Below are 13,462 nucleotides of genomic sequence, written 5' to 3' on the forward strand. Positions count from 1 at the left end.
CTGACTTGGGGTATCGTTCGCGCCATGCTGATCCATCCTCAATTTGACCCTATTGCGATTGCCATCGGACCACTGAAGGTCCACTGGTATGGTCTGACCTATCTGGCGGCCTTCTCGCTGTTTTACCTGCTGGCTACTGCCCGTGCTGCCAAGCCGCCATTTGTAGACCGAGGGTGGACCCGGCAAATGGTGGAAGACCTGCTGTTCTTTGGCGTGCTGGGTGTCGTGCTGGGTGGGCGGCTGGGCTATGTGTTGTTCTACAAGCCGAGTTATTACCTGTCTCACCCGGCAGAGATCGCGGCCCTGTGGCAAGGCGGTATGGCCTTCCATGGTGGCTTGCTTGGCGTGATCTCGGCCATGTTGCTGTACGCCTGGCGCCAGAAGCGCCCCTTCTTCGAGATCGCTGACCTGGTCGCGCCATGTGTGCCCATTGGTCTGGCTGCCGGGCGCATCGGCAACTTCATCAACGGCGAGTTGTGGGGCCGGGCGGCGGATCCGAGCCTGCCCTGGGCCATGGTGTTTCCGCAGTCAGGCTCCATGGAGCCCCGCCACCCCTCTCAGTTGTACCAATTCGGCATGGAGGGCGTGTTGCTTTTCGTGCTGTTGTGGTGGTATGCCCGCAAGCCTCGTCAGCAAGGTGCTGTGGCGGCGGCATTCATGTTTGGCTACGGCTGCTTCCGCTTCATTGCCGAATACTTCCGCGAGCCTGATAGCTTCCTCGGGTTGCTCGCCCTCAATATGAGCATGGGGCAGTGGTTGTGCGTCCCCATGATCGTTCTGGGCGCACTGTTTTGGGTCATGGCAAAAAAAGACGCCTTCCGATCCAGGGACCGGAAGGCGTGAAGAGGTCTGTGGATTTTCGCGGACCCACTGACCCCCGCTGAGGAAGACCGCCTGGCTCTGGCGAATCAGGCGATCTTCAAAACTGTATGCAAGTGGTGTGCCAGCTCAGCGGTGGTGCATCAGGGTCCGGCCGCAGATCAGGCGGCGTGCTTGTCTGACACGCCGTGACGGGTGTAGAGGAAGTCCAGCACGGCCTTGCGGCAGGCGATGTAGGTCGGGTCTTCAGCCAGTTCGACACGGTTGCGGGGGCGCGCCAGCGGCACGGTGAGGATTTCGCCGATCGTGGCAGCGGGGCCGTTGGTCATCATCACGATGCGGTCGGACAGCAGCACGGCTTCATCGACATCGTGGGTCACCATCACCACGGTGCTCTTGGTGCGGGCCACGATCTTCAGCAGCTCATCTTGCAACTTGGCGCGGGTCAGTGCATCCAGTGCGCCGAAGGGTTCGTCCATCAACAACACCTTGGGCTCCATGGCCAGTGCGCGGGCAATGCCGACACGCTGCTTCATGCCGCCTGAGATCTCGTTCGGGCGTTTCTGCGCTGCGTGACCCATGTTGACGAGTTCCAGTGCATCGTTGGTGCGCTTCTTCAGTTGTTCCTTGCTTTCCTTGCCGCCGAACACGCGCTCGACTGCCAGGTAGACGTTGTCGAAGCAGGTCAACCAGGGCAGCAGCGAGTGGTTCTGGAACACCATCGCCCGCTCAGGACCAGGGCCGCTGATTTCCTTGTTGTCGCAGATCAGACCGCCGCTGCTGGGCATCAGCAGGCCGGCAATCAGGTTCAGCAAGGTCGATTTGCCGCAGCCTGAGTGGCCGATCAGTGCAATGAATTCGCCTTTGTCGATGCCGAGGTTGACGTCATGCAGTGCATGGAAACGCCCCTTTTTGGTGTTGAACACCATTTCGGCTTGTTGGATGTCGATGAAACGGGCCATGACAGTTCTCCGTGAATGGTGGGTGGGCTTATTCGAAGCTGAAGCGCTTGGCGATGGACACCAGGGCTTGTTCCAGCAGCAGACCAACGATGCCGATCACGAAGATGGCGATGATGATGTGTTGCACGTTCAGGTTGTTCCACTCGTCCCAGACCCAGAAGCCGATACCGACACCACCGGTCAGCATTTCTGCTGCGACGATCACCAGCCAGGCCGTACCCACGGACAGGCGCACGCCAGTCAGCATGTAGGGCAGCACAGAGGGGAACAGGATCTTGGTGACAACCTTCCACTCGGACAGGTTCAGCACCTTGGCCACGTTCAGGTAGTCTTCTGGTACGCGTTGCACGCCCACAGCCGTGTTGATGATCATGGGCCAGATCGAACAGATGAAGATGGTCCAGATGGCGGCGGGGTCAGCCGACTTGAAGACCAGCAGGCCGATCGGCAGCCAGGCCAGTGGCGACACAGGGCGCAGCAGGCTGATGATCGGGTTCAGCATGTTGCTGACCACGGTGAAGCGGCCGATGATGAAGCCCATCGGGATGCCGACCAGTGCGGCCAGGCCAAAGCCCAGGGCGACGCGCTTGAGCGAGAACAGGATGTTCCAGCCAATGCCCTGGTCGTTGGGGCCATTCTGGTAGAACGGGTGGGCGAAGAGTTCGACCGCCGAGTTCCACGTGGCCAGCGGGGTCGGGAAGGCGCCGCCTTCCTTCATGGTCAACAGGGCCCAGATGCCAATCAGAATTGCCAGGCCGGCGATCGGGGACAGGGTTTTCAGTGCAAGACCGGCCCAGTCGAACGGGATCTTGGGCTGAACGGGGGTGGGTGCTGGCGCTGGGGTGGCTGCAGGCATGGATTTGGCGGCTTGAGGCGCGGCAGGGGGTGAAGCCTTCAGGGCTTCGCTGGCTTCGGTGGGGCTGTGGAAGACGGCACTGACCATGGTGAACTCCTGATCTGGCTTCGTTGAACATGTTGCTGCCGGAGCAGCGGGGCTTTGGGGAAAAGGTGGTCACTCGGAGCCATCCATCAGGGGATGACCTGGATCGAAGCAGGGCTTCGTCTGGTGCCTTCGTGGGCGCTCCGAGGCCGGTCTCAGCGGGACTCAGTGGTCAAGGAAAGCAAAATCAGGCGTGGATCTTGAAGCCGTCGGCGTACTTCTTCGGGTCCTTGCCGTCCCATACCACGCCGTCCATCAGCTTGCTGGTCCGCATCACGTCCTTTGGAACAGCGATGTTCAGTGCGCTGGCGGCCTGTTTGTAGAGGTCAATCTTGTTGATCTGCTTGGCCACGCCCAGGTAGTCGGGGTGATCCTTCAGCAGGCCCCAACGCTTGTGCTGGGTCAGGAACCACATGCCATCGCTCAGGTACGGGAAGTTGACCTTGCCGTCATTGAAGAACTTCATGTAGTCAGGGTCGTCCCAGGTCTTGCCCAGGCCATTCTGGTAGCGACCCAGGATGCGCTGGTTGATGGCATCGACGCCGGTGTTCACATAAGACTTGGCTGCAATGGTTTCGGCCATCTTCAGCTTGTTTTGCAGGCCGGCGTCAATCCACCGGCTGGCTTCCAGTACGGCCATCGTCACGGCGCGCGCGGTGTTGGGGTACTTCTTGGTGAACTCGTCGGTGCAGCCGAGCACCTTCTCAGGATGATCCTTCCAGATGGACTGAGACGTGGCGGCCGTGATGCCGATGCCGTCCATGATGGCGCGGTGGTTCCAGGGCTCGCCCACGCAGAAGCCATCCATGTTGCCCACGCGCATATTGGCCACCATTTGAGGAGGCGGCACGGTGATGACCTTGGCATCCTTCATCGGGTTGATGCCGCCGGCAGCCAGCCAGTAATACAGCCACATGGCGTGGGTGCCGGTCGGGAAGGTCTGCGCGAAGGTGTATTCGCGCTTTTCGGTGGCCATCAGCTTGGCCAGCGAAGCGACATCCACAGCACCCTTTTCGGCCAGCTTCTTGGACAGCGAGATGGCCTGACCGTTGTTGTTCAGGGTCATCAGGACGGCCATGTCTTTCTTGGGGCCGCCAATGCCCAGGTGCACGCCATAAACCAGGCCATACAGCACGTGGGCCATATGGAGGTCACCGTTCACCAGCTTGTCGCGCACGCCGGCCCAGGATGCTTCCTTGGTCGGGATGATCTTGACGCCATACTTCTTGTCGAAGCCCAGCACCGATGCCATCACCACGGAAGCGCAGTCGGTCAGGGGGATGAAGCCGATCTTGACCTCTTCGAGCTCAGGCTTGTCGGAGCCTGCAGCCCACACGGCCGACTGGAGTCCGGGCACCACGCCCACAGCCGTAGCGGCTGCGGCGGTTTTCAGAATCGAGCGGCGGGTCATTTTGTTGTCCTGCGAGTTCATGGTGTGAGGCATTCCTGTTTAGAAAAACAAAAAAGGTGCCGTCGAGAGAACCAGCACTGCTGCGTGGTCATCTCGAAGACACCTTTGTCGGAAAGCTCAGGCCCCAACATTGGGAACCTAAGACTTGCAAAATCGCCGTTGACTTTGCTTGCCTTGGTTAATGCAAAGGGTGTGCCAGCTTTTTTTGCCTGTTTTTGATGCAATTTGGGGCAAACCCCAGTCCACCTTGGGGCGATATGCTGTTTTAGCCCAGTAAATCGGCTGCATCGATCAGGCGCTGCGCCACTTCGGACACCCGAATGCCCTTGTTCATGGCGGCTTTGCGCAGTCGCTGGTAGGCGTCCTGCTCAGAGAGCCCCTGTCTGGACATCAGGAGGCCCTTGGCGCGGTCGACGAGCTTGCGCTCTTCCAGTTGGCTCTTCGCGTTGGCCAATTCCTGGTGCAGTTGTTCTTCGTGCTCGAATCGCGCCAGTGCCACATCAATCACCGTCTTGATGTGTTCTTGAGGCGTACCCGCCGCGACATAGGTTGAGACGCCGGCGGAAATCGCCTTGCGCACGTAACTGGTGTCTTCGTCATCCGAGAACATCACGATGGGGCGCCGCTCATCGCGTGTGGCCATCACCACGTGCTCAAGGATGTCTCGCCCTTGTGATTCGGCGTCGACTACGATCATGTCCGGCTGGATCTGCGCAATCCGGTCCGGGAGAAAGCTGTCCCCGGGGAAAGTCGCAACCACGTTGTAGCCAGCTTCTAGCAGTCCAATGCGAAGGATGCGCGAACGCTCCAATTCCGCCTGCTCCGTGTCATCAAGGTCTGCGGACACGGGTGCGGGCAGGACAATCACGACTCGAAGATTGCGTGCATCTTTCGTCATGGCTTTGATCATGCAACAACTGCGCCGGCCCTAAACTTCTCACATGTCTGAAATTCATTCTGTGTCCTCTATTCCCGGTGGGGGTGTGGGGGAGGGGCAACTGATCCTGGGGATCGAGTCATCCTGTGATGAAACCGGGGTGGCCTTGGTGCGGCGAGATGGTGCCGGCGTGCCTCGCCTGCTCGCACATGCGCTGCATAGTCAGATCGACATGCACCAGGCTTATGGTGGTGTGGTGCCTGAATTGGCTTCGCGAGACCACATTCGGCGGGTGGTGCCCCTGGCTCGCCAGGTCTTGCGCGATGCCGGGTGCACCTTGCAGGCAGTGGATGTTGTGGCCTATACCCGTGGTCCCGGGCTTGCCGGGGCGCTGCTGGTGGGGGCGGGCGTGGCCTGTGCCCTTGGTACGGCGCTCGATCGCCCATTGCTGGGTGTGCATCATCTGGAGGGGCATCTGCTGTCGCCGTTCCTGTCGACTGACCCGCCTGAATTCCCCTTTGTGGCCTTGCTGGTATCTGGCGGGCACACCCAACTGATGCGGGTCAATGGGGTGGGTGACTACGAATTGCTGGGTGAGACAGTCGATGATGCGGCCGGTGAGGCCTTTGACAAATCGGCCAAACTCATGGGGTTGCCATACCCCGGTGGTCCGCACCTGTCTCGACTGGCTCAGACAGGCAACCCGGGCGCTTTTGAATTGCCGCGTCCGATGCTGCACAGCGGTAACCTCGATTTTTCGTTTGCCGGTCTGAAAACGGCTGTACGCACACATCTGGTGCGTCAGGGTTGGCTTGATCGAGAAGATTTGCTGCTCAGCGACGAGGCGCGGCCGGTCCTGGCTGATCTGGCAGCGTCTACACAGGCCGCCATTGTGGAGGTGTTGGTCAAGAAAACGCTGGCAGCGCTCAAGCAAACGGGGCTCAAGCGTGTGGTGGTGGCTGGCGGCGTGGGGGCGAATCAGGCCTTGCGTGCCCAACTCGACGAGGCTTGCCGGCGGCGTGGCATCAGGGTGCACTATCCCGAATTGCACTTGTGCACCGATAACGGCGCCATGATTGCGCTGGCAGCAGCCATGCGCTTGCAGGCGGGCAAGGCCGAGTTGACCCGCGAGCCGGTGTTCGATGTGCGCCCGCGATGGGATTTGTCCGCTATCTGAGTTGCTGCTATACTGTGCGGCTACCTTGAATGGCTGAAACCATTTGGGGTGTTCGCACGGCCCAGGTTGGTTTCACCGGGTGCCGCAAGTTCAACGCAGAAACCGCCAGGCCTTGCTGCCTGAGGTCTGCATCTGTTTTTCAGGAAACACTCATGTCCGTCGCAGACATCAACACCGCCGAGATCATCAAGGCCAACGCACGTGGCCAAAACGACACCGGCTCTCCAGAAGTGCAAGTGGCCCTGCTGACCGCTCGCATCAACGAACTGACACCCCACTTCAAGGCCAACAAGAAGGACCACCACGGTCGTCGCGGCCTGCTGCGCATGGTGAGCCGTCGCCGTAAGCTGCTGGACTACCTCAAGTCCAAGGACGCTGACCGCTACGTGGCACTGATCCAGAAGCTGGGCCTGCGTAAGTAAGCACCCCATGACGACAAAAAGCCTGTCTGGACGCCTCCAGCACAGGCTTTTTGTTTTTTGACGCCGACCACTCGACTCAAGCGACCGCTGTGTCATTCCAACGAGGTTGCCCTCAGGCTCGCTGGAATGGCATCGCGAAATGAGTGACGGCACCACAAGGCGAACTGCTCGCCGACCAATGAAACGGAGATCATTTCCATGACCATGTTCAACAAAGTCACCAAGACCTTCCAATGGGGTCAACACACCGTCAAGATGGAAACGGGCGAAGTGGCCCGTCAGGCCACGGGTGCTGTGGTGGTCGACATCGAAGGCACCGTGGTGCTGGCCACCGTCGTGTGCGCCAAGAACGCCAAGCCCGGCCAGGATTTCTTCCCCCTGACCGTTGACTACCTTGAAAAGACCTATGCCGCCGGCAAGATCCCTGGTAGCTTCTTCAAGCGTGAAGCCAAGCCATCCGAGCTGGAAACCCTGACCTCGCGTCTGATCGACCGTCCGATTCGCCCGCTGTTCCCTGAAGGTTTCTACAACGAAGTCCAGGTGGTGATCCACGTGGTGTCGCTGAACCCTGAAGTGTCGGCCGACATCGCTGCCATGATCGCTACCAGCGCTGCGCTGTCGATCTCGGGTATCCCGTTCAACGGCCCGATTGGCGCCGCTCGTGTGGCCTATATCAACGGTGAATACGTGCTCAACCCGAGCCCGGCTCAGCTGACTCAGTCGAAGCTGGACCTGGTGGTGGCTGGTACCGAGGCCGCTGTGCTGATGGTGGAATCGGAAGCCGATCAGCTGTCTGAAGATGTCATGCTGGGCGCCGTGGTGTTCGGTCACGACCAGGGTAAGGTGGCCATCGAAGCCATTCACGAGTTTGTGCGTGAAGGCGGCAAGCCGGCCTGGGAATGGCAAGCGCCCGCCAAGGACGAAGCTTTCATTGGCAAGGTCACTGCACTGGCTGAAGAGGCCCTGCGCGCCGCTTATCAGATCCGCTCCAAGCAAGCCCGTACCCAGGCTTGTCGCGAAGCTTACGCTGCCGCGAAGGCTGCCCTGAAGGCCGAAGGCATCGAATTCGATGACGTCAAGGTTGACGGTCTGCTGTTCGAAGTCGAAGCCCGCATCGTTCGCAACCAGATTCTGTCTGGCGAACCCCGTATCGACGGTCGCGATACCCGCACCGTGCGCCCCATCGAAATCCGTACCGGCGTGCTGCCGCGTGTGCACGGCTCGGCCTTGTTCACCCGTGGCGAAACCCAGGCACTGGTCGTGGCCACGCTGGGCACCGAGCAAGACGCTCAACGTATCGATGCGCTGGCTGGTGAATACCAGGATCGCTTCCTGTTCCACTACAACATGCCTCCGTTCGCCACCGGCGAAACCGGCCGCGTGGGTTCGCCCAAGCGTCGCGAAATCGGCCACGGCCGTCTGGCCAAGCGTGCGCTGGTGCCGCTGCTGCCCCCGAAGGAAGACTTCGCCTATACCGTGCGTGTTGTGTCGGAAATCACCGAGTCCAACGGTTCGTCCTCCATGGCTTCCGTCTGCGGTGGCTGCCTGGCGTTGATGGATGCCGGCGTGCCCATGAAGGCACACGTGGCGGGTATCGCCATGGGTCTGATCAAGGAAGGCAACAAGTTCGCTGTGCTGACCGACATCCTGGGTGATGAAGATCACCTGGGTGACATGGACTTCAAGGTGGCTGGTACCACCTCCGGTGTGACTGCTCTGCAGATGGACATCAAGATCCAGGGCATCACCAAGGAAATCATGCAAGTGGCTTTGGCTCAGGCCAAGGAAGCTCGCTTGCACATCCTGGGCAAGATGACCGAAGCCATGGCTGGTGCCAACACCGAGGTGTCCGAGTTCGCACCTCGCCTGTACACCATCAAGATCAACCCCGAGAAGATCCGTGACGTGATCGGCAAGGGCGGCGCCACCATCCGTGGCCTGTGCGAGGAAACCGGTTGCCAGATCAACATCGCCGAAGATGGTGTCATCACCATCGCTTCGACCGATGCGGCCAAGGCTGACATCGCTATCAAGCGCATCAACGAAATCACCGCTGAGGTCGAAATCGGTGCTGTCTATGAAGGCGCCGTGACCAAGCTGTTCGACTTCGGTGCCTTGGTGAACCTGCTGCCAGGCAAGGATGGTCTGCTGCACATCAGCCAGATTGCCCACGAGCGCGTCGAGAAGGTGTCGGACTATCTGCATGAAGGCCAGATCGTCAAGGTCAAGGTGCTCGAGACCGACGAAAAGGGCCGCGTGAAGCTGTCCATGAAGGCTCTGCTGGAGCGCCCTGAGGGTATGCCTGAAGAGCAGCCTCGCGAGCGCCGTGAGCGTAGCGACCGCGGTGACCGTGGTGACCGCCGCGATCGTGGTGACCGTGGCGAGCGCCGTGAGCGCGCCCCCCGTGCAGAGCAACCTGCAGGTGATGTGGCCGAAGGCGCTGCTGAAGGCCACTCCCAGCAACAGCAGCAACAGTGATTGCGGTCATGAAGAAGCTGGTTGTTGGTAACTGGAAGCTGCATGGCAGCCGTGCGTTCAACGCCGAGTTGATCCAGGGGCTGCTGGCGGCTGATCTGGCTGCCACGGCACCCCGTGCCGACGTGGCGGTGTGCCCGCCTTTCGTCTACCTCGGTGAAGTGGTGTCTGCCTTGAGTGGCAGCGCCATCGGTGTGGGGTCGCAAGACGTGTCTGCGCAAGCGCAGGGTGCGTTCACCGGTGAGGTGGCCGCGCCCATGGTGCGTGAGTTGGGTGCGCGTTACGCGATCGTTGGGCACTCCGAGCGACGTTCCTACCATGGTGAAACCGATCAGGTGGTGGCTGACAAGGCCAAGGCGGCCCTGGCTGCTGGCCTTATTCCCATCGTTTGTGTGGGTGAAACCCTGGCTGAGCGCGAGTCGGGGTCTACCGAAGCAGTGGTGGGGCGTCAGCTGAAGGCGGTCATTGACTTGCTGGGTGCGCAGTTGGTCGACATCGTTGTGGCGTACGAGCCTGTGTGGGCTATCGGCACCGGCAAGACGGCTTCCCCTGAGCAGGCTCAGGCCGTGCATGCATTCTTGCGTGCACAACTGGTGTCTGCGCAGGCGGCTGCGGCGGGTGTGCCGTTGCTCTATGGCGGCAGCGTCAAGCCCGATAATGCAGCCCAACTGTTTGCGCAAGCAGATATCAACGGCGGCTTGATTGGTGGTGCCGCACTGAAGGCGGCAGATTTTGTCGCCATTGCCCGCGCGGCCTGATCGCGCGGTCTGGTTCTTGAGGAGTTTGGACGAATGCAAGTCTTGTTGACGCTGGTTCAGGTGCTGCAGGTTCTGTCGGCCCTGGCCATGATCGGTCTGGTGCTGGTGCAGCACGGCAAGGGGGCCGACATGGGTGCCTCTTTTGGTAGCGGTGCTTCCGGTAGCCTGTTTGGTGCCACGGGCAGTGCGAATTTCCTGTCGCGTTCCACGGCTGTGGCTGCGACGGTTTTCTTCCTGTGCACCCTGGGTCTGGCCTACGCCGGCAACTACCGCGGTGCCGCACAGGCGGATCAGCCTTCCGTGTTTGATCAGGCTGCCAGTGCGGCTGCCGAGTCTGCCTCTGTGGCCGCGTCGGCTGCCGTGGTGCCGGCTCAGCCGGCGTCGGGTTCGGCCCTGATTCCGACGAAGTGATGCTGGCAGGTGAGGGCGTTTCGCCCTCACTGTTGGTTTTTGCTTTGGTCTGTATCAAACAGTTTGGTTTTTCAGGTTAGAATTCAAGTCTTCGGTGAGCAAGCCTCAAGCAAGCCGAAGTTGAAGTGGACAATGTGGTCCATGCCGACGTGGTGAAATTGGTAGACACGCTATCTTGAGGGGGTAGTGGCGAAAGCTGTGCGAGTTCGAGTCTCGCCGTCGGCACCAATAAGAATGTTTGTGATCACACAGCCCACCTATGACCAGCCTGGCTTCTTTTTCTCTGGTTAAGGAAGTTTCGAAGCTGGTCAAGGGCCTGGCCCATGGGGGCGTTGTGTGAAAACCTAAGGTGAGCGCGTCTGAGTTTTCAACTCAACGCGCTTTTTGCTTTCTGAGTGTGTTTCAATCACGCCGTTTGTCCTGAGTGAGAACTGCCGGTCATGATGAATCTTGAAAACTACCTGCCTGTCATCCTGTTCATCCTGGTGGGCGTGGGTGTCGGCGTTGCACCCCAGTTGCTCGGCTTTCTGTTGGGCCCCCGTCGTCCTGACGCGGAAAAGAACTCTCCCTATGAGTGCGGCTTCGAGGCATTTGAAGATGCCCGCATGAAGTTCGACGTGCGCTACTACCTGGTAGCCATTCTGTTCATCCTGTTCGACCTGGAAATCGCCTTCCTGTTCCCCTGGGCTGTGGCCCTGAAGGAGGTGGGTGTGGTTGGTTTCGCCGCGGTCATGCTGTTCCTGGGCATTCTGGTCGTGGGCTTCGCCTACGAATGGAAGAAGGGTGCCCTGGATTGGGAATGACGCTGGGCGACACAGACATCTGAAGAGGAAGCAATTTATGGGTATCGAAGGCGTCTTCAAAGAGGGCTTCATCACCACCACGGCCGATTCGCTCATCAACTGGTCCAAGACCGGTTCGTTGTGGCCGATGACGTTTGGTTTGGCGTGCTGCGCGGTTGAAATGATGCATGCGGGCGCAGCCCGTTACGACATCGACCGTTTTGGTATGTTGTTCCGCCCCAGTCCCCGCCAGTCCGATCTGATGATCGTGGCCGGCACGCTGTGCAACAAGATGGCTCCGGCACTGCGCAAGGTGTATGACCAGATGGCCGAGCCCCGCTGGGTGTTGTCCATGGGTTCCTGCGCCAACGGTGGGGGCTACTACCACTACAGCTATTCGGTGGTGCGTGGTTGCGACCGCATCGTGCCGGTGGACGTTTATGTTCCTGGCTGCCCTCCTACCGCTGAGGCGCTGCTGTACGGCATCCTGCAACTGCAGGCCAAGATCCGCCGTGAATACACCATTGCCCGCTGATCAGGAAACGTGCTCATGAGCCAGAAACTCGCCATCCTGCAAGCTGCCCTGCAAAACGTGCTGGGCGACAAGGTCAAGCGCCTGGATAACGTCAAGGGTGAGCTCACCCTGACGGTCTCGGCTGCCGACTATGCTGCCGTGTGCCTCACCCTGCGCGATCACGAAGACCTGCGTTTTGAGCAGTTGATCGACCTGTGCGGCATGGATTACTCCACCTACAAGGACGGCGCAGCCAGCATCTACGCCGAAGGCCCCCGGTTCTGTGTCGTCAGCCATCTGCTGTCGGTGACGAAGAACTGGCGCCTGCGTGTGAAGGTGTTTGCGCCTAACGACGACCTGCCTGTGGTCGCGTCGGTCAGCGACATCTGGAATGCTGCCAACTGGTACGAGCGCGAAGCGTTCGACCTGTACGGCATCATTTTCGATGGTCACGTCGATCTGCGCCGCATCCTGACCGACTACGGTTTCATCGGTCACCCGTTCCGCAAGGACTTCCCGACGACGGGCTATGTCGAAATGCGGTACGACGAGACGCAAAAGCGTGTCATCTATCAGCCGGTCACGGTCGAAACCCGCGAAATCACCCCGCGCGTCATCCGCGAAGACAACTACGGCGGTCTGCACTGAGTACGAGTCATGGCTGAAATCAAAAACTACACCCTGAACTTTGGTCCGCAGCACCCTGCCGCTCACGGCGTGCTGCGTCTGGTGCTGGAACTCGACGGTGAAGTGATCGAGCGGGCTGACCCGCACATCGGTTTGCTGCACCGTGCCACCGAGAAGCTGGCGGAGTCCAAGACCTTCATCCAGTCGCTGCCCTACATGGACCGTCTCGACTATGTGTCGATGATGGCCAACGAGCACGCTTACTGTCTGGCTGTGGAACGGCTGCTAGGCATCGAAGTGCCTGTGCGTGCGCAGTACATCCGCGTGATGTTTGCCGAAATCACCCGGGTGCTGAACCACTTGCTGTGGCTGGGCTGTCACGGCCTGGATTGCGGTGCGATGAACATCCTCATCTACTGCTTCCGCGAGCGTGAAGACCTGTTCGACCTGTACGAGGCTGTGTCGGGTGCCCGCATGCACGCGGCTTACTTCCGTCCGGGTGGCGTCTACCGCGATCTGCCGGACACCATGCCGCAGTACAAGGTCAGCAAGATCAAGAATGCCAAGACCATCGCGAAGCTCAATGAGAACCGTCAAGGTTCCATGTTGGACTTCATCGATGACTTCACGCAGCGTTTCCCCAAGCTGGTCGATGAGTACGAAACCCTGCTGACCGACAACCGTATCTGGAAGCAGCGTACCGTTGGCATCGGCGTGGTGTCGCCCGAGCGCGCCCTGCAAATGGGCTTCACCGGCGCCATGCTGCGTGGCTCCGGCGTGGTCTGGGATCTGCGCAAGCACCAGCCCTACGACGTCTACGACCGTGTCGACTTCGACATCCCGCTGGGCAAGAACGGCGACTGCTACGACCGCTACCTGGTGCGTGTGGAAGAGTTGCGTCAGTCCAACCGCATCATCAAGCAGTGTGTGGACTGGCTGCGTGCCAACCCTGGTCCGGTCATCACCGACAACCACAAGGTTGCACCGCCCTCGCGCGTCGAGATGAAGTCCTCGATGGAACAGCTGATTCACCACTTCAAACTGTTCTCGGAAGGCTTCCACGTGCCGGAAGGCGAAGCCTACGCCGCTGTGGAGCATCCGAAGGGTGAGTTCGGCATCTATCTGGCTTCGGATGGTGCCAACAAGCCATACCGCATGAAGATCCGTGCCCCGGGCTTCCCGCATCTGGCGGCCCTGGACGAAATGGCACGAGGCCACATGCTGGCCGACGCCGTGGCGATCATCGGCACGATGGACATCGTGTTCGGCGAAATTGACCGATAAGTA

At 60.0% G+C, this 13,462-nt stretch carries 14 protein-coding genes and 1 tRNA gene; 11 read left to right on the forward strand and 4 right to left on the reverse strand.

The genetic code is table 11. From position 1 onward, the window contains the following. The first annotated feature begins 24 nt into the window (after window positions 1–24). Window positions 25–843 (forward strand): prolipoprotein diacylglyceryl transferase, encoded by an 819-nt coding sequence (gene lgt, locus ACE3PH_RS15090; protein ID WP_374320550.1) that lies wholly within the window; start codon window positions 25–27, stop codon window positions 841–843. Between the two features lie 137 nt (window positions 844–980). Here lgt and ACE3PH_RS15095 read toward each other — a convergent pair whose 3' ends face one another. The 4 genes from ACE3PH_RS15095 to ACE3PH_RS15110 all read right to left on the reverse strand — a co-directional run bounded on the left by ACE3PH_RS15095 (window position 981) and on the right by ACE3PH_RS15110 (window position 5,030). Next, window positions 981–1,781 (reverse strand): ABC transporter ATP-binding protein, encoded by an 801-nt coding sequence (locus tag ACE3PH_RS15095; protein WP_374320552.1) that lies wholly within the window; start codon window positions 1,779–1,781, stop codon window positions 981–983. 28 nt (window positions 1,782–1,809) lie between these two features. Then, window positions 1,810–2,724 (reverse strand): nitrate ABC transporter permease, encoded by a 915-nt coding sequence (gene ntrB / locus ACE3PH_RS15100; RefSeq protein ID WP_374320554.1) that lies wholly within the window; start codon window positions 2,722–2,724, stop codon window positions 1,810–1,812. A 184-nt stretch (window positions 2,725–2,908) separates the two neighbouring features. Further along, window positions 2,909–4,132: a CmpA/NrtA family ABC transporter substrate-binding protein gene (locus ACE3PH_RS15105; RefSeq protein ID WP_374320556.1), complete on the reverse strand. Its 1,224-nt coding sequence runs from the start codon at window positions 4,130–4,132 to the stop codon at window positions 2,909–2,911. Between the two features lie 265 nt (window positions 4,133–4,397). Next, a complete protein-coding gene (locus ACE3PH_RS15110) occupies window positions 4,398–5,030 on the reverse strand; it encodes an ANTAR domain-containing response regulator (RefSeq protein ID WP_374320558.1) in 633 nt (210 codons plus the stop codon). A gap of 43 nt (window positions 5,031–5,073) precedes the next feature. Between ACE3PH_RS15110 and tsaD the strand changes: the two genes are divergently transcribed. The 10 genes from tsaD (at window position 5,074) to ACE3PH_RS15160 (ending at window position 13,459) form a co-directional block, all read left to right on the forward strand. Then, entirely contained in the window at window positions 5,074–6,186 is a 1,113-nt protein-coding gene (gene tsaD, locus ACE3PH_RS15115) for a tRNA (adenosine(37)-N6)-threonylcarbamoyltransferase complex transferase subunit TsaD (RefSeq protein ID WP_374320560.1), read from the forward strand. A 152-nt stretch (window positions 6,187–6,338) separates the two neighbouring features. Next, window positions 6,339–6,608: a 30S ribosomal protein S15 gene (gene rpsO / locus ACE3PH_RS15120; RefSeq protein WP_374320562.1), complete on the forward strand. Its 270-nt coding sequence runs from the start codon at window positions 6,339–6,341 to the stop codon at window positions 6,606–6,608. Window positions 6,609–6,806: 198 nt separating this feature from the next. Beyond that, window positions 6,807–9,086, forward strand: a complete 2,280-nt coding sequence (gene pnp / locus ACE3PH_RS15125) for a polyribonucleotide nucleotidyltransferase (protein ID WP_374320564.1) — start codon at window positions 6,807–6,809, stop codon at window positions 9,084–9,086. 8 nt (window positions 9,087–9,094) lie between these two features. Beyond that, complete coding sequence (tpiA, locus tag ACE3PH_RS15130) at window positions 9,095–9,841, forward strand: triose-phosphate isomerase (RefSeq protein ID WP_374320566.1); 747 nt, start codon at window positions 9,095–9,097, stop codon at window positions 9,839–9,841. A gap of 33 nt (window positions 9,842–9,874) precedes the next feature. Next, window positions 9,875–10,252 (forward strand): preprotein translocase subunit SecG, encoded by a 378-nt coding sequence (gene secG, locus ACE3PH_RS15135; RefSeq protein ID WP_374320568.1) that lies wholly within the window; start codon window positions 9,875–9,877, stop codon window positions 10,250–10,252. 143 nt (window positions 10,253–10,395) lie between these two features. Beyond that, window positions 10,396–10,480: transfer RNA gene (locus ACE3PH_RS15140), tRNA-Leu, on the forward strand. Window positions 10,481–10,695: 215 nt separating this feature from the next. Then, window positions 10,696–11,055, forward strand: a complete 360-nt coding sequence (locus ACE3PH_RS15145) for an NADH-quinone oxidoreductase subunit A (protein WP_374320643.1) — start codon at window positions 10,696–10,698, stop codon at window positions 11,053–11,055. A 37-nt stretch (window positions 11,056–11,092) separates the two neighbouring features. Beyond that, window positions 11,093–11,569 carry an NADH-quinone oxidoreductase subunit B family protein gene (locus ACE3PH_RS15150; protein ID WP_374320570.1) on the forward strand — a complete coding sequence of 159 codons (477 nt, stop codon included), beginning with the start codon at window positions 11,093–11,095 and terminating at the stop codon, window positions 11,567–11,569. 15 nt (window positions 11,570–11,584) lie between these two features. Next, the gene (locus tag ACE3PH_RS15155) at window positions 11,585–12,196 is read left to right on the forward strand and encodes an NADH-quinone oxidoreductase subunit C (RefSeq protein ID WP_374320572.1); all 612 of its coding nucleotides are present in this window, start codon (window positions 11,585–11,587) and stop codon (window positions 12,194–12,196) included. Between the two features lie 9 nt (window positions 12,197–12,205). Next, window positions 12,206–13,459, forward strand: coding sequence for an NADH-quinone oxidoreductase subunit D (locus ACE3PH_RS15160; RefSeq protein ID WP_374320574.1), 1,254 nt, complete (start codon window positions 12,206–12,208; stop codon window positions 13,457–13,459). Window positions 13,460–13,462: the final 3 nt, after the last annotated feature.

The sequence above is a fragment of the Aquabacterium sp. genome (assembly GCF_041909175.1).
GTDB lineage: Bacteria > Pseudomonadota > Gammaproteobacteria > Burkholderiales > Burkholderiaceae_C > Aquabacterium.